The sequence below is a fragment of the Nostoc sp. genome (assembly GCF_036917515.1).
Taxonomy (GTDB): Bacteria; Cyanobacteriota; Cyanobacteriia; order Cyanobacteriales; family Nostocaceae; genus Nostoc.
In genome coordinates this window covers 1-16,433 of the sequence record NZ_JBALDE010000037.1, presented here as the reverse complement: position 1 = coordinate 16,433, position 16,433 = coordinate 1, and the positions used below count along the sequence as shown (strand labels likewise).

General features: G+C 40.5%; 12 protein-coding genes and 1 pseudogene. 8 read left to right on the top strand and 5 right to left on the bottom strand.

Going from position 1 to position 16,433, the window contains the following annotated elements; genetic code table 11:
- The first annotated feature begins 39 nt into the window (after positions 1-39).
- Entirely contained in the window at positions 40-522 is a 483-nt protein-coding gene (locus V7K89_RS04590; RefSeq protein ID WP_335184773.1) for a hypothetical protein, read from the top strand.
- Positions 519-1,253, top strand: a complete 735-nt coding sequence (locus V7K89_RS04585; protein ID WP_335184771.1) for a 2-phosphosulfolactate phosphatase — start codon at positions 519-521, stop codon at positions 1,251-1,253. Before V7K89_RS04590 ends, V7K89_RS04585 begins: the two co-directional genes overlap by 4 nt.
- Here V7K89_RS04585 and V7K89_RS04580 read toward each other — a convergent pair whose 3' ends face one another.
- Positions 1,254-1,784 (bottom strand): hypothetical protein, encoded by a 531-nt coding sequence (locus V7K89_RS04580; RefSeq protein ID WP_335184769.1) that lies wholly within the window; start codon positions 1,782-1,784, stop codon positions 1,254-1,256.
- 544 nt (positions 1,785-2,328) lie between these two features.
- Between V7K89_RS04580 and V7K89_RS04575 the strand changes: the two are divergent.
- From V7K89_RS04575 to V7K89_RS04560, 4 genes and pseudogenes are all read left to right on the top strand, one after another.
- A pseudogene (locus V7K89_RS04575) lies at positions 2,329-5,616 on the top strand (phycobilisome rod-core linker polypeptide); the annotation flags it as partial.
- 399 nt (positions 5,617-6,015) lie between these two features.
- Positions 6,016-6,504 (top strand): allophycocyanin subunit alpha, encoded by a 489-nt coding sequence (gene apcA / locus V7K89_RS04570; RefSeq protein ID WP_322698411.1) that lies wholly within the window; start codon positions 6,016-6,018, stop codon positions 6,502-6,504.
- Positions 6,505-6,569: 65 nt separating this feature from the next.
- A complete protein-coding gene (gene apcB, locus V7K89_RS04565; RefSeq protein WP_104908010.1) occupies positions 6,570-7,058 on the top strand; it encodes an allophycocyanin subunit beta in 489 nt (162 codons plus the stop codon).
- Between the two features lie 221 nt (positions 7,059-7,279).
- Positions 7,280-7,486 carry a phycobilisome linker polypeptide gene (locus V7K89_RS04560; protein WP_335184767.1) on the top strand — a complete coding sequence of 69 codons (207 nt, stop codon included), beginning with the start codon at positions 7,280-7,282 and terminating at the stop codon, positions 7,484-7,486.
- 67 nt (positions 7,487-7,553) lie between these two features.
- Here the strand turns inward: V7K89_RS04560 and V7K89_RS04555 are convergent, their stop codons facing one another.
- Complete coding sequence (locus tag V7K89_RS04555) at positions 7,554-7,766, bottom strand: hypothetical protein (RefSeq protein WP_335184765.1); 213 nt, start codon at positions 7,764-7,766, stop codon at positions 7,554-7,556.
- Positions 7,767-8,239: 473 nt separating this feature from the next.
- On the opposite strand from V7K89_RS04555, the gene V7K89_RS04550 reads away from it, so the two are divergent.
- A complete protein-coding gene (locus V7K89_RS04550) occupies positions 8,240-9,442 on the top strand; it encodes an FtsW/RodA/SpoVE family cell cycle protein (protein ID WP_335184763.1) in 1,203 nt (400 codons plus the stop codon).
- Positions 9,443-9,524: 82 nt separating this feature from the next.
- Complete coding sequence (locus V7K89_RS04545; RefSeq protein WP_335184762.1) at positions 9,525-10,370, top strand: class I SAM-dependent methyltransferase; 846 nt, start codon at positions 9,525-9,527, stop codon at positions 10,368-10,370.
- Here V7K89_RS04545 and V7K89_RS04540 read toward each other — a convergent pair.
- The 3 genes from V7K89_RS04540 to V7K89_RS04530 form a co-directional block, all read right to left on the bottom strand.
- On the bottom strand, positions 10,345-12,651 hold the full coding sequence (locus V7K89_RS04540; RefSeq protein ID WP_335184759.1) for a COG1470 family protein: 2,307 nt from the start codon (positions 12,649-12,651) through the stop codon (positions 10,345-10,347). The two genes, V7K89_RS04545 and V7K89_RS04540, sit on opposite strands and share 26 nt — an antisense overlap.
- Before the next feature lie 13 nt (positions 12,652-12,664).
- A complete protein-coding gene (locus tag V7K89_RS04535; RefSeq protein WP_335184757.1) occupies positions 12,665-14,893 on the bottom strand; it encodes a hypothetical protein in 2,229 nt (742 codons plus the stop codon).
- Between the two features lie 401 nt (positions 14,894-15,294).
- Entirely contained in the window at positions 15,295-16,026 is a 732-nt protein-coding gene (locus V7K89_RS04530) for a hypothetical protein (RefSeq protein ID WP_335184755.1), read from the bottom strand.
- Between the last annotated feature and the right edge of the window lie 407 nt (positions 16,027-16,433).

The following is a 16,433-nucleotide window of genomic DNA, read 5'->3' as shown; positions in this document are numbered from 1 at the left end:
TTCTTTTTCCATTTTTTCTAATCTCCGTAGACTTACAGTATGGACAATGCACAGTATGAACCCTCTCCTCATCCCTTTATTATGCAACACCAAAATTATATATTTCTGCAAGTAGATAAGTTTTTTGAAAAACTTTATCCTGCTGGTGTCATCCGAACTCAATTATCGTATTCAAAACTTATTACAGAAGAAGACTTTAAAGATTTAAAAAAAGTGAAAATAGCCTATTTTTATGATAACTTATTCCATGACTTAGAACGAAACTCTGATGGTAAATTAGAATTAAAAATAAAATGGAGTATCACTTTTGACGACAAATGTACTCCGATTCAGCTAGTAAATATTCCTCCATCTTATCGTGGATATAAACATAAACTTAACGATTTTTCTGATAAAGATATGCAAGGCCGTCCGCATCGAAAATACGGTACTATAGAAATTAATGGAAAACCAGTATTTTACTATATTTATTTTACACTTCAGGAAATACTAGATGTAGCTAAACAAAAATCTATACAATGATTTACAACCAATCAGAGTTTAATTTACGCTGTGAATGGGGGCTACAAGGAGTTGCTCAACTTGCTCCTATTAGTGATGTAATTGTAATAGTTGACGTTCTCTCTTTTTCTACCTGCGTAGAAATTGCCACCAACAACGGCGCAATAATTTTTCCCTACGCAATGAGAGATGAATCTGTTATAGATTATGCCAAATCAGTACAAGCAGAGTTAGCAAGTCATAGACAACGTTGGACTACAACTGGATATTCCCTCTCGCCAAAATCGGTAACTCAGATTCCTGCTGAAACTAGACTAGTTTTACCCTCACCTAATGGTTCTTTTCTGACTTTACATACAGGGAATACACCAACTTTGGCTGGTTGCTTGCGAAATTGCCAAGCTGTAGCACAGTTTGCTCAAAAGTATGGTGATAAAATCGCTGTGATTCCTGCCGGTGAGAAGTGGAAAGAAGATGGTAGCCTCCGGCCTGCATTTGAAGATTTAATTGGTGCAGGGGCAATTCTCAGTTATTTTAATGGCAATTTATCACCAGAAGCCGAAGTCGCTGTGACAACATTTCAAGCTTTTCAGCAAGACTTATTGGGATACTTGAAAAAATCCAGTTCGGGTAAAGAGTTAATTGAAAAAGGTTTTGAGTCAGATGTTGAACTGGCGGCCGCTTATAATATTAGTGATTGCGTACCTTTGTTTAGTGACAATGCTTATATAAATTCCGGGAAACACAATTAATTAAACGTCGCACTGATTGGTTTGACAATATTTTGCATTATCTATAAACTCTTGCAATTTATTTAAAGGAATCATCTGCAATGATGAACCACCTTGCACCTCAGCAGCGATGTAAGCAAACTTTTGCCCACGATAAAACTGGTCACGTCCAACTTTGGTGATATAGCGGGACTTCTGGAAGTCATTGGCAATATTAAAATTATAAATATTTTGTAACAGTTTCACTGCATTGGCATTTTTTGTAGTGAATTTAAGGCGTTTATCACCACTAACGGTTATGCCTTCTTTAGTCATTGTCCCATTTTCAGAAGTGACATCAGCATAAAAGTATAAATTTCCCTTTGTACCCTCGTAGCCGTGGGCTTCGCTGTTGTATCTCAGAGTTGGTAGTTGAGGTTTAGTCTTTGCCCACTTCACAACGGTGTTGATGTTTTGCTCTGGAAGCGTATTTGCAGGAGTAATAGCCAAAATAACTGCGATCGCAGATAGAGTAATATTGAATAAATAGTTAAATTTACAACTTTTGTGCATAGTATTTATCCTGTACATAAATACTGACTATTTGTAGATTAAACCACCACAAATTAAGAATTACTTCCCGTGCGCTGTCAGTTGCGAATATGAGTTATTTTGTAGCAAAAACAACTTAATACTGACTAATAATTACTGAAGATGACTAAGTACAATATTTAATATCTCGTATTAAAACTTATGCGTAGTTTTGCGCCTCTAGCCTGTGGGAAGGCGAAGCGCCTATACGTTTAAATAAATAAAATAAATCAGTAGACAGTTCTTGACCTACTACTTAGTTACGAAACTTAGACTTAATCTCAGACCAATTGGAGTATGCACTTTGTAAGACTGGAGATATTTAAGATACAGGTTGTACACACTTCTTAATAAATCCGCCTTGAGAACGCAAAACGTTTTAATCTAAAAGCTACTGGGTTAATTTACTGGCAGTTTTGCAGGCAATACTCTCAAGCTCATAAAGCATAAACACAGCGATGTGTCAAGCCTCAAAACAATCCAGACTTAACATATAAACGCTTATGATGGGAGTTTTACAAATCCGATGAGTGTTAAGGCGAGTGGTGGAACCTCGGTTGCGCGTCCGCAACTATATCAAACCCTAACTGTATCCACAATTACCCAAGCGGAGCAGCAAGACCGCTTCTTGGGAAATGGTGAACTAGATGAACTGGCAAGCTATTTTGCGTCTGGTGCAAAGCGTCTAGAAATTTCCCAGAGGCTGACGGAAAATGCCGAGATTATCGTATCTCGAGCTGCCAACCGGATTTTTGTTGGTGGTTCGCCAATGGCTTTTTTAGAAAAGCCCAAAGAAGTAGAAATAGTACCTGTTAGTGCTGTTGCCGGTGCTAATGTTCAACTGGGAACTGTAACCTACGTTGAAAGTCGTGGTGGATTCTTAGAAAATTTACGCTCAATATTTAACTCATCCCCCAGCGGTCCGACACCTCCAGGTTTCAGACCAATTAACATTGCTCGATATGGGCCAAGCAACATGGCTAAGAGCTTGCGGGATTTATCCTGGTTCTTGCGCTACGCTACTTATGCGATCGTTGCTGGCGACCCCAACATCATAGCGGTGAATACAAGGGGTTTGCGGGAAATCATTGAAAATGCCTGCTCTGGTGAAGCAACGCTAGTAGCTTTGCAGGAAATCAAAGCTGGGGCACTTTCATTTTTCCGAAATGATGCTGAGGGTGCAGAAATTGTGTCTCAGTACATGGATGTTTTGTTAACAGAATTCAAAGCAGCCACACCCTCAAATAAACTGCGCCAACGCCCTTCTAGTGACCAGCAAGGGTTAGAATTGCCGCAAATTTACTTTAACGCAGCAGAACGGCGTCCCAAGTTTGTGATGAAGACTGGGTTATCAAGTAGCGAAAAAAATGAGGTAGTTAAAGCGGTCTATCGACAAATCTTTGAGCGCGACATTAGCCGTGCTTATAGCTTGTCCATATCCGACCTAGAATCCAAGGTGAAGAATGGCGACATCTCAATGAAAGAGTTTGTCCGTCGTTTAGCTAAATCTCCCCTTTACCAAAAACAGTTTTACCAGCCTTTTATTAACAGCCGAGTCATCGAACTAGCTTTCCGTCACATTCTCGGACGGGGCCCAAGTAGCCGCGAAGAAGTACAAAAATACTTCTCGATTATTTCTAATGGTGGTCTACCAGCCTTAGTAGATGCCTTAGTAGATTCTGCTGAATACGGCGACTATTTTGGCGAAGAAACAGTACCCTACCTGCGGGGTCTGGGTCAAGAAGCACAAGAATGTCGCAACTGGGGGCCGCAGCAAGACCTGTTTAACTACAGTGCGCCTTTCCGCAAGATACCTCAGTTCATCACCACATTTGCGGCTTACGAGCAACCGCTACCAGATCAACATCCCTATGGTTCTGGTAACGATCCCTTGGAAATTCAGTTTGGGGCGATTTTCCCGAAAGAAACTCGCAACCCCAGTACTAGTCCGGCTCCTTTTAGTAAGGATACCAAACGTATCCTGATTCACCAAGGAGCAGGGATTAATAACCAAAATAGTAATCCTAAGGCGCGGGGTGAAGCTCCTGGTACCCTTGGACCCAAGGTGTTCAAATTAGACCAACTGCCTGGTACTAGAGGTAGAAAGGCTCCTAAAAGTTCTAGCATCAAATACTCCGAAAGCTCCACGCAAGCAGTGATTAGAGCTGCTTACCTGCAAGTTTTCGGTCGCGATGTCTACGAAGGTCAGCGCCCGAAGGTATTAGAAATCAAGTTGGAAAATGGCGACATCTCGGTGCGCGAATTTATCCGTGCTTTGGCTAAGTCGGATGTATTCCGCAGCCTGTACTGGTCATCGCTGTATGTTTGTAAAGCGATCGAGTATATTCACCGCCGCTTATTGGGTCGGCCAACTTATGGTCGTCAAGAAATCAACAAGTACTTTGATATCGCTTCTAAACAGGGCTTTTACGCGGTAGTTGATGCCATCATCAACAGCGAAGAATATAACGAAGCTTTTGGTGAAGATACAATTCCTTACGAACGGTATCTAACTCCTGGTGGTGTAGCAGGACGACAATTGCGCGTTGGTAGCATTCGTGATGATATTGCGGCAAAAATCCAGAAGGAAGAAACACCGAGCTTTGTGACACTGGGTACAGTGACAGAAAAGCGGTCAGAACCAGATATTCAATTCCGCATTAACCAAGGTGTCAGCAAGCAACGGGAACAGACCAAAATCTTCAAATTGGTGGCGAATACTACTGACAAGGTTGCAGTAAAAACTTTGATCAGCGCTGCCTATCGTCAGATATTTGAGCGGGATATTGCACCCTACATTGCTAAAAACGAATTTAGTAAATGGGAAAGCAAGTTGGGGAATGGCGAAATTAGTGTGAAGGAATTTATTGAAGGTTTGGGTTACTCTAACCTCTACCTGAAAGAGTTCTACACACCTTACCCCAACACGAAAGTGATTGAGTTGGGAACCAAACACTTCTTGGGACGTGCGCCATTAGACCAAGCAGAAATCCGCAAGTATAACCAGATTTTGGCTACTCAAGGTATTCGTGCCTTTATTGGTACTTTGGTAGATAGTGTGGAATATAACCAAGTGTTTGGCGAAGATACAGTGCCTTACCGTCGCTTCCCGACCCTTCCAGCAGCAAACTTCCCGAATACAGAAAAACTGTACAACCAGCTGACCAAGCAAAACGATGACGTGGTTGTACCAAGCTTTAAGCCAGTACAAGCCCGTGTCGGAGTTAGCAACGATACACCGCTATTGGTACAGGCGATCGCAGATATAGCAACGCAAACAAATGGTCAGCCATCTTTTGCTGAACTGGGTCGTTCCTACAACGATGCTAGCGGACAATCCTTGGAACAGGGTGTGCGTAAACATGCACGTATTTACCGTCTAACAGAAAACACCAACCAAAGCGAAAAACAACAGGCAATCAATGCCATTTATCGTCAAGTGTTGGATGTATTTAGCGGTGAAGTGCCCGATCATTTCCGTCGCACTGACTTAGATAGCAAACTCCAAAATGGTGAAATTTCCGTGCGGGAGTTTGTACGTGAACTAGCTAGTTCTCAAATCTATCGCCAGCGCTTCTTATCTCCTTATCCTCATACCAAGGTCATTGAGTTCCTCTTCCGTCACCTGTTGGGGCGTACACCCGCAACTCAGGAAGAAATTGGCCAATACAACAACTTGCTAACTAATAGTGGTTTATCGGCTGCTGTAGAAGCAATAGTCGAAAGTCCAGAATATAACCGCTACTTCGGTGAAGATGTTGTACCTTACAACCGCTTCCCATCTCTGCTGGCAGGTAACTACCTCGGCAGTGTTGCGATTGATTAAGGAGTAGGGAGTAGGGAATAGGGAATAAAAGACAGATTCTTTACTATTCCCTATCCCCTGTAACCTTTACCCTGTCTCCATCGTACCCTTTCGTAATACCACTCTCAGATTGCAATTAAAACAGTAAATTCTGAAAAGCAATATTACAAAGTATTAAGAGCAGTCATAAATGCTCAACAGAATACCGGAAAATGTTTTGCGGAAGGTAACTGAGTTTGAAAGCTATGTGTACTTATGTTGACTCAAGCAAACTCGTAATTTATTAGCCATAACAGTTGTAAAACTGTTGTAGTCTAAAAGAATGAGAAAACAAACTCAGTAAACCAAACTCAAAGTCGCACCAGTTTAATCAAATCCTGGTTTCATTAGTATTGGAGGAATCCATTAATGAGTATCGTCACGAAGGCTATCGTGAATGCTGATGCAGAAGCTCGCTACCTCAGCCCTGGTGAGTTAGATCGGATCAAGTCCTTTGTTACAAGTGGTGAGCGCCGGGTGCGGATTGCTCAAGTTTTATCAGAAAATCGCGAACGGCTCGTTAAGCAAGCTGGCGATCAACTGTTCCAAAAGCGTCCTGATGTTGTGTCTCCTGGTGGTAACGCTTACGGTCAAGAATTGACTGCTACTTGCCTGCGTGACCTAGATTATTACCTCCGCCTCGTTACCTACGGTATCGTTGCTGGTGATGTTACCCCCATCGAAGAAATTGGTGTTATTGGTGCCCGTGAACTGTACAAGTCCTTGGGAACTCCTATCGATGGTGTTGCTGAAGGTATCCGTGGGCTGAAGAATGGCTCTGCGTCACTGCTCTCTGGTGATGAAGCTAGTGAAGCTGCTGGCTACTTCGACTACCTAGTTGGTGCCCTTCTAGGATAGGGTAAAGCTGTTTACCTACTTAAACAGAAGTATTGCAATACGGTTGGAAATAAGGAATTAACAACATGGCTCAAGACGCAATTACCGCTGTCATTAACTCCGCAGACGTTCAAGGTAAATATCTAGACTCTTCTGCTTTAGAGAAGCTAAAAGGCTACTTCTCTACTGGCGAACTGCGGGTACGTGCTGCTAGTACCATCAGCGCTAACGCTGCTGCGATCGTCAAAGAAGCTGTAGCAAAATCTTTGCTATACTCTGACATCACCCGTCCCGGCGGCAACATGTACACCACCCGTCGCTACGCTGCTTGCATCCGTGATTTGGACTATTACCTGCGCTATGCCACCTACGCTATGTTGGCTGGCGATCCTTCCATCCTAGATGAGCGTGTGTTAAATGGCTTGAAAGAAACCTACAACTCTTTAGGTGTTCCTGTCGGTGCTACCGTACAAGCTATCCAAGCAATCAAGGAAGTGACTGCCAGTTTGGTAGGTTCTGATGCTGGTAAGGAAATGGGCGTTTACTTAGACTATATCTCCTCTGGCTTAAGCTAAGAACTAGTTTGCGCTTAAGAATTTAGGTGGGGCTTTATTAAGGTCTGGAAATCAACCGTGAGTGCTAGAACGTTATATTGCTTATCTTGGTAAATTATCAGTGATGAGTGTTAGTGGTCTAGTATTGATGTTTGATTTCCAGCCTTTGAATGATTAAAAGATTTGCACTCAATATTTTGAGATAAAAAGTTTTCACGAGGTATACAGGAGATTTTCAAAATATGTCCCGTTTGTTTAAAATTACTGCTCTAGTTCCCAGCCAAACCCGAATTCGTACCCAACGTGAACTGCAAAATACTTACTTCACTAAGCTAGTTCCTTATGAGAACTGGTTCCGCGAACAGCAACGTATTCAAAAAGCAGGTGGCACAATTATCAAGGTGGAACTGGCAACTGGTAGGCAAGGCGCTAATACTGGTTTGTCGTAATTCTGTAAATAGTGTAAATAGAATATTATTTTAGGGAATTGTTAAGAGGTCGAGAAAGACCTCTTTTTTATAGCTTAGATTTTTGCAAATCAAAGGTTAAACATATTTGAAAGGCGATAACCTCAAGTGTATAGGGGCATTGGAGCGTCAGCGTTCTGTCTATTCTTAGTCTGTTTAACAGTTCATCAAACACAATTAACGTTTCTTTCCCAACCTTCAGCCAGTCTTGATATGGCACGCTCATATCTTCTTCAATACCACCAATATTAGGTGCGATCATTGCTCTGTAAAGCTTGATTAAATTTCCTGCGGAAGCAGAAATCTACTGAAATTCTTAGATTTTCTGCTTTCCTTCTTACTGTTTGATGCAATCCACGGGGATTATTAAAGCTTCTGTGTAGGAGATAACCATCGGAATATCCCAGCCTTCATCGAATGACATCACTTGCATATCCCATTGAGGAATTATCTAATACTTAATTAAGTCGTGACTATATTAATTACTAAGTATAAAAATACTTTTTAATTGCGGATTAACAATGTCTTCTCTACAAGACGCTACGAGTAGCTTGCTGGTATTGTAGGGGTACGGCGGGCATAGCCAACGCAATTTGTTAGAAAAATTGATCGAGCAGTGTATTGAAGTTGACAACTTTAAGATTTATGGTTGTATAGCCTACTTATAAGTTATAAGTTATGATTTATGAGTTTTATTTCTAACTCCTAATTTCTAATTTTTTACCTGTACCGCTCGTGAATCTACGCCGCTTGATTCCAATTTTTGATAGTTCAGTCTCCAACTGGGCATTAGAAGCGCGGTTGTTGCGCTGGTTAACGTTGATTTGGCTGTTCGTCGGCTTGATCATGCTATTTTCAGCATCCTATCCTGTCGCTGATGCCCGTCATAATGATGGGTTGTACTATTTTAAACGTCAACTGCTTTGGGTCTTAGTTTCCTTAATCGGATTCAATATTATTGTTAATTCGCCGTTGCAGAAAATATTGAGATTATCCCATTGGTTTTTGTTACTATTTTTGGGGTTAATTTTTGTCACACTGATTCCAGGATTAGGAAAAAAGGCTTTTGATGCAGCGCGTTGGATTGCGATCGGGCCAATTCCGATTCAACCTTCAGAATTAATTAAACCCTTTTTGGTATTGCAAAGTGCGCGGCTTTTTGGTCAGTGGGAACGAATTAGTTGGCGGATTCGCTTGGCTTGGTTGGGTGTTTTTGGTCTGGTACTTTTAGGAATTCTTGCCCAGCCTAACTTGAGTACAACCGCACTTTGCGGCATGACTATCTGGCTAATTGCTCTAGCAGCTGGCTTACCTTACAAGTACCTGGGAGGGACAGCAATTGGTGGAGTAATGTTGGCAGTACTCAGTATTAGCATCAAAGAGTATCAGCGTAAGCGGGTGATGTCATTTCTCAATCCTTGGGCGGATGCTACAGGAGATGGCTACCAGTTAGTGCAAAGTTTACTCGCTGTGGGTTCTGGTAAAACTTGGGGAGCGGGATATGGGCTTTCTCAACAAAAGCTGTTTTATTTACCAATTCAAGATACCGATTTTATTTTTGCAGTGTTCGCCGAAGAGTTTGGCTTTGTTGGCAGTATGGTGTTGTTAGTACTTTTAGCTACATTCGCCACTCTCGGATTAATTGTGGCGTTGAAGGCTAAAAATATAGTACATAGATTAGTAGCGATCGGTGTGACAATTTTGATGGTAGGACAATCATTGCTCCACATCGGTGTTGCAACGGGTTCTCTACCAACTACTGGTTTACCTTTGCCCATGTTTAGTTATGGTGGTAATTCTATGATTGCCAGCTTAATAGCTGCTGGATTGCTGATTCGGGTAGCACGTGAGAGTAGTGAAGCTGAGGTAGTTCCATTGCGAAAATCTCTGTTTGAAAATGGGCGCAGACGCCGAGCTTTTTATAAAACTAGGAATTGAGCTAGCAAAAGCTACGATAGACAAAGTTTTACGCTCTTTGCAGGAATTGAATAGATTATGGAAGACTTAAAACAAGCAATAAATGGAAGACTTAAAACAAGCAATAATCAGCTACTCCAGTACAGACCTCGAACAGCGTAAATATTGGTATTCTCCAGCAGCAGAAGCTTACAATCAGGCAAGACCGCGTTATCCTCAAGATTTGATTCGTCAAGTTGTGGAACTTGCTCAACTCTCCACTGACTCAAAAATTCTAGAAGTGGGATGTGGCCCTGGAACTGCGACAGTAGCGATCGCTCAATTGGGTTGTCCTATAATCTGCTTAGAACCCAATCCAGATTTTTTCCAGTTAGCTCAACAGAATTGTCAACCATATTCTAATGTAGAGATTGAGAATACATCCTTTGAAGAGTGGGAACTCAAGGTACTTAAATTTGATGCCGTTTTAGCAGCGAGTTCTTTTCATTGGATATCACCAGAAGTTGGATATCCAAAAGCAGCAAATGTCCTAAAAGAAAATGGCTACCTGATTTTATTGTGGAATAAGGAACTTCAACCCAGCTACGAAGTATACCAAAGTTTATCGCAAGTCTATCAACTACATACTCCATCTCTTGACCGATATGAAGACCAAAAAACTCAAGAACATATCTTGAGACAATTAGGAAATATATCCATTGATTCGGGGCAATTCAAAAACTTGAGAACAGGACAAGTTATATCAGAAGTAATCTACACTGTTGATGAATATTTAACACTTTTGAACACTTACTCGCCATACATAAAATTAGATCCAGAAACTAAAGAATCTTTATTTTTAGGATTGAGACGTTGCATAGAAAATAATTTTGGAGGCAGTTTGCAACTTTCATATATCTCTGCTTTTCACATCGCCCAAAAAGTTACCTCTGAGGTAAGGGAGTCTTAAATGGGCTATTGCTAGGTGGCAAAGTAGGTGGAATTGGGTTAATGCTAGGTATAGGAGTAGGCTCTACTTTTTTGAGGACTGTGATTGCAAATCCTCTTTGCTGGGATTGTTGCTTACCAGATATATCATTTACTAACAGTCCGATTTGAGGGGGAAAAGCTTGATTGACTGGAAACTTCGTTGAACCAATTGCTGGAACGTCATTGCCGTATGGTAGAAGTTTAACCTGAATATTTTCTCCCTCTACTCTCCAACTCAGGGTAGCAGATTCACCTTCTTTGAGAACCAAATTTGGTTGTTCACTACCGTTGATTCTAAAAGAGACAATTTTAAATGGTTTTGGTAATATTCCAATCTTTGATTCAGTCTTTTTAAAACTAGTTTTTTGACTGCCATTATTAGGAAAAGCTTTGATTTCAAATACAAAATTTCCGGCTTTATTTGCTGATAAAGGAATATTTGTACATCGCAGTTGTTGATTTTGTTGTGTACATAGCTTTTGAAGTTTCGGGTCAGTAATATTACCTTGATTAAATTTATAAGTAATTGGCTGACTATATAATGTACCATCATCTGCGCTGCCAGCAATTTGAATTTGCGCTAACAATAATGGACGAGTAATTGCCCAGCTTAAAAGAATATTTTGACCTTTTGTATACAGTGGTTTATCCGCTTGAAAACTAAGTACTTCTGCAATTTGTTTTTCAGTTATTCCTACTTGAGTGGTTTGGCTGGCTACTTTATTATTAGGAGAAAATAATTGTATACCATTACGATAAAATGCTTGTAACTCAAAAGTATAATTACCTTTTGTTTTCACTCCAGTTTTAACATTGCTACAAATTAGCTCTTGTTTATCTTGTACTTGACAAAGAGGTATTTCATTAGCACTTCCCTTACCCAGTGTTTCAGGAATGCCATTGCTAAAGTTGTATGTAATAGGCTGGATAGGTTGCGAACCTTTGGCCGTCAGAACCAACTGTTGCAACTGTTGATAATTGTGAATGTCCCACTTCAAAGATACTTCGTCGCCTTCAGTGATTTGAGAGTCATTTGCACTAAAATTTTCTAATCTCAAAGGATCGGGATTTAAAATTCGCCAAATAATGAATCCTATCCCTCCTAATAAACCCAAAACAACTAAAATTAACAGCAAAAATTGCCACCAAGGACGGGGTTTCCATACCAATGTTCCTTGAGGTAATGTGTTAGGTAAAGGTAAATTTTGCTGGTCTTTGATGTCGAGTTGAAAGTTGATCGCTAGCCCTGCACCAAACCACGGTCGTCGCCACCAAGGTCTGGGTTTGACCATCAAATTAGCCACAGCACTTTTATTGGGTAATAATCTTACTTCAGTAGGTTCAAATTTGTAAGTATATAGTTCTTCTTCGTCTCGACTTCTTAAGTTTAATATCAGTTCGCGGACAATATTACCCTGGTTAGCTAGTGATAATTCGTATTTACCAAGACTACGGCTAACTTGTGCCAAGATGGTATGAAGTTCTATATCTAGGCGATAATTTGTTGGAATTTGGATATACACCAAATCCAGCAGTACCAAGTCTGGAGAGTTTTCCGAATACAAGCGGATTGTCGGAGAATAGCTTCCTGCGAGGGTATCACTAGGTGGGTGAAATTTCAATAATATTTGACCTTGAGTACCAGGGTTGAGTTCTAGTGCAGTCACGTCAGAAACTAACCCTGGCCCCTCAAATCCAGTTGCGGGATAATTAATTGTGAACCAATCATCATCTAAATCTGGACAATTCAAACGAAACCTATCTACGAGATAAGAGCGATTATCAACTATTACCTCCACTTGCTGAGGTTCATTAGGATTGAAAATTAGCGGTTTGTTAGGGTTGGTGTTAGGTCTAAGGGAAAATGTCGGATCGTTTACCCGAATTGCTGTCTGTTCTTTTAGCAGAACCTTAATTTGATTTGGGAAGGTTATAGGAGTATCTTGGGGATAATGTAGAGGAGAATCTACAACTAGTGTGTAGTCATAAGTTCCGGGAAGAGCATTTGCAGCAATTTGAAACTCAAATTTTACTTCGTCGCTACTTTGTTGAGAATCTAATGCTAAACTTTCTCTCGGAGAACTAGACCAGCCAGTTAAATTTTGAAATACTTCGTCAAAAACAAAATATAAGTCAATAACCGCACTTTGATCTCCCTGATTAATTACAACAACATAGAGTTCAATGGTATCTCCTGGCATCCCAAATTGAATTCCAGGTGGGTTGATAATAACTTGTAGTGGATTGAATTTAGCTTGCATATCATCGATTTCCTTATTTGATGCGGTGTAGTTTGACCTGAAAATCTTCACCACCACTTACAATCATGGTTCCTTGATTGGTTTTCAAATCGATACTATTGATTTTTTTAGAGCTTTGGTAAATTTTTTCAACTTCTGCGGTTCTGTTGAGATGATGTTTGGGGTTTAAGTGCCAAACCACAATTTGCCCATCATCGCCACCACTTACTAAGAGATTACCATCATCACTAAATGCTAGAGTCCGCACAGATGTTTTTGATGCTGACCAGCGGTCTAATGGCGAACAATCAAGTTTATTTACTTTTTCGAGGGGATTCGGATTTTTAATAGTTTGGCACTGATTCAAATTCCAAATCGTAATAAATCCCGCAGAATCAGAGGTTGCAAGAATTTTTTCTGTCGAGTTAGGAACAAAAGCTAATGCCCAAATATAGTCTTCACGCCCAACTAATGGGTCCAGTTTTTCTAGATTTTGCACTGATAAACTTGGCGATTGTTTATCAGATTGAGTTTGATTCCACTGCCACAAGATGAAACGCTTAAAGTTTCCAGCAATTACTAGAGTTTTTGCATCTGGGCTAAGATTTAATGCTCGGACTTGGAAACCTGATAGTTTCAATGTACTTTGTAGGTCGATAACTTGCGGTTCTGGCAGAAAATCGCTGTTAGGCGCTGGTCTTGACCATAATCTCACTTTACCACTACCATAACCACTGAATAAGTTAAGTGAGTTTGAGGTGAAAGCTAAGTCAAAAACGCGATCGCCTTTTGCTTTCGGATCTTTAAGGTCTTGAAGTTGGCTAATTTTGGCACCTGATGGGACATCTCTGAGTTCAATTACACCATTATCCAAACCAACAGCGACACGATTATTTTGTAATGGCATGAAGCGTAAAACTTCTACAGCGTCATCGGTAATCGCCATCAATCCTTTAGGCTGTTGCGCTTGGTCACAAGCAAGAGGCCGCCCAGAATATCTTACTGTGTCATCGGGCTTTAAGCTATCAGTACCGATTCTCCAAAATCTTAAGGTACAATCATCTGACCCACTGGCCACAGATAAACCAATGCCACTAAAACGCACTGAGTTTACAGAACGAGTATGCATTACATCTCTGGGTTGGAGAATTAATGCTAAAAGTGCGGCTAATAGTGCGATCGCAGCCAATTGTAGCCATAAAGGTATAATTGGCAAAGTCTCCACTTCTAATGTCTGCGTAGCGGGGTCTGTACTTCCTAAACGTTGGTCGGATAATTCCGATTTAGCCTCCAGCAACAAAGTTTTACCGATTCCCACCCAAGGGCGTTTTGTTTTAACTTCGAGGATGACTTTACTTGTCTCTCCTAGATGAAGATTGGCGGTTTCAGGAATTTTTTTAAAACTACATTTTCGCCAGTCTCTACCCTGTACCTGCACATTAATTTGCTGATTGAGATTGCTAGCATTTTTAAATAGTAATTCAAAAGAAGCTGTATCAGATTTCCAGTCAGGCAACCATGCAAATTTGCTGGGAATTTTCAGGTGTTTTTCTGTAGTGGTAAAGTCTATAAAACCTACAGGTAAAACTTCAATGTTGCCTCCAGCATTAGTTGGATAACCATTATTGCTAACAGCTTCAATAGTAAAAGGGTAATTTTGACTGGGTGCTTGCACAACAGAAGGAGGTTGACATTGAAATGTAGCTTCTGCTAAACCACCTGGGTCTAAGGATAATCGGCGTTCTGCACTGCCAGCCAGCCAAGACGGATCGACGCCTGAAAAACGTAGCATTACCTCAGTTGGTTGTTGCCCCAAGTTCCGCACCCGGACTGGTATATCAACAGAATTGCGGGGATAAACTTGGAACTCTCGTACAGGCAATTCTACACTTAAATGTGTTGGTCTGTTGTCTCGCTCTATTTTCAAGCGCAGCACAAGTCTGGACTGTTGTGCTAATTGTGGTGAAAAAATATTTACCATCAGGTTGACAGTACCAATAAATCCCGGAATCGGTGTATTGAATACGAAAACTTGAAAGATGGTACTACTGCCTGGTGGCTTGGCTGCTGCTATCTCTGGTTCAAGTCTATACCAGCGATATCCTGTGTTGCGGATTTCTCCAGCTGCGGTCATTTCTATCTGAAAATTGACGAAGCGATCGCTGTCATTATTGACAGTTACCTCAAATGATACAGGAGTATCACCTGGACGAAAGGTTAGGTTCTGAGTAGAAAGGCTGGCATTTATAACACTTTTTTCCATACCATTACTTATAATATTTTTTGATATTCTGGATGATTAACACTATTAAAAAATTAATGTCTCACGAAAACGTGACAGTAACTATTTTCCTTTGATGATTGAAATGTGTATATAGGACTCTTATTTTATTTTTGAACAAGACTGCGAAATCATACGCCAATACATAAAAGTATAATTAATAGCATTATCAACACGTATTTATCAGTTGGGATATTGCCACCAGAAGTATTCCGGCAACAGTCTGCCGAGAATATAGCACTTCATGCGATACCTTTTCGACAAGACACTATGCGTTCGCAAAGCTTTCCTACAGAACGCTCCGCGAATGCTAACGGCGAGCTATAAGATTTTATCCCTCTGCGTCCTGATGTGCGTAAAGTTGGGAAAGCGTAAACTTCATATTACTTTTCAGATATATAGATTTTCAGTTGAATGCTTTCTTTTAAGCTGCTAAGGTAAGATAGCAGCGCATAAATAAAAATCACAATTCCGACCATTTCCAAAAACTCTTCAACAAATATGCCAATTAACGATATTAGGGTGCGTCGCCCAAAATCTACTCTTAAAACTCCACCCACCATTTCCATACCTAAGGCTCCACCCACATAAACAACTGCGGCAATCAGAAATAAATACCGAGTCTTTGGAGGGAGATGGAGCAAAAATTTTAGATATTTAAATGCAAAAACTACTACTAAAACAGCACCAGGAATAACCCAGGTTTCGTAAAATAGAGGATTGAGATGAAGCGATTCTCGCACTGACGGAATGATCCAAATCTCGTGAAAACTAAATGCTTCATCCAAACTCAAATAAAAAAATATCAAATATAAGATTTTCCAGTAAATAAAATAGCGGTCTTTCGTCTTAATAGCGGTAATTAGTTTAAGTAATCCTGAGCAAAACAATAGAGTGAATGAAGAATACCAGGCAGGAATATTCAATTCTTCATTTAGACTAAATACTTGGTAAAACCATTTGGTAGCTGGGAAAGGAAACCTCAAGAGCCAGAAATAGCCACTTAGAGCACCTGCTAAGGTGAGGCAGATAACTGTGACACTTAAACGTCGAGTAATTGTTTTAGCACTGAGATGAATTGGGAACTCCACACTATGGGTTGAGAGTTGCTGCATACGAATATTGAGCTAATTTTCTCTATGTTGAACAATTAAGAGGAAATTATCTCATGTAAGCATATAATATGAACAAACTGTTATGGAACTTTGACTACGGAAAATCTTATATTTTGAACAGAATGGCGATCGCTAATAGAGATATAAGCATCCGGTTTGATTCCTGAATTTACTCACGTGGACAGGGAACAGGGATAAATACGTACTGAGTCTTGTTCAAAAATCAAATAAAAGTCCTATCTGAGTGAAAAAGTATCTAGAGAGATAGGACTGCTATGTCTGCACAAGGGGAGTCTGGATAACGCATATTTAATTTGGCGTTGCATAAGTGCGGGATGAATCAGGTTAACACGGGTATTTTCCCGTACTTCAAGTAATGAAGTAATAATCGAATTGAATACTTCAGC

Excerpts from the sequence above, each read along its gene's own strand:
- V7K89_RS04590 (WP_335184773.1), top strand. The coding sequence starts at position 40 with ATGGACAATGCACAGTATGAACCCTCTCCTCATCCCTTTATTATGCAA.
- V7K89_RS04585 (WP_335184771.1), top strand. The coding sequence starts at position 519 with ATGATTTACAACCAATCAGAGTTTAATTTACGCTGTGAATGGGGGCTA.
- V7K89_RS04580 (WP_335184769.1), bottom strand. The coding sequence starts at position 1,784 with ATGCACAAAAGTTGTAAATTTAACTATTTATTCAATATTACTCTATCT.
- apcA (WP_322698411.1), top strand. The coding sequence starts at position 6,016 with ATGAGTATCGTCACGAAGGCTATCGTGAATGCTGATGCAGAAGCTCGC.
- apcB (WP_104908010.1), top strand. The coding sequence starts at position 6,570 with ATGGCTCAAGACGCAATTACCGCTGTCATTAACTCCGCAGACGTTCAA.
- V7K89_RS04560 (WP_335184767.1), top strand. The coding sequence starts at position 7,280 with ATGTCCCGTTTGTTTAAAATTACTGCTCTAGTTCCCAGCCAAACCCGA.
- V7K89_RS04555 (WP_335184765.1), bottom strand. The coding sequence starts at position 7,766 with ATGATCGCACCTAATATTGGTGGTATTGAAGAAGATATGAGCGTGCCA.
- V7K89_RS04545 (WP_335184762.1), top strand. The coding sequence starts at position 9,525 with ATGGAAGACTTAAAACAAGCAATAATCAGCTACTCCAGTACAGACCTC.
- V7K89_RS04540 (WP_335184759.1), bottom strand. The coding sequence starts at position 12,651 with ATGCAAGCTAAATTCAATCCACTACAAGTTATTATCAACCCACCTGGA.
- V7K89_RS04535 (WP_335184757.1), bottom strand. The coding sequence starts at position 14,893 with ATGGAAAAAAGTGTTATAAATGCCAGCCTTTCTACTCAGAACCTAACC.
- V7K89_RS04530 (WP_335184755.1), bottom strand. The coding sequence starts at position 16,026 with ATGCAGCAACTCTCAACCCATAGTGTGGAGTTCCCAATTCATCTCAGT.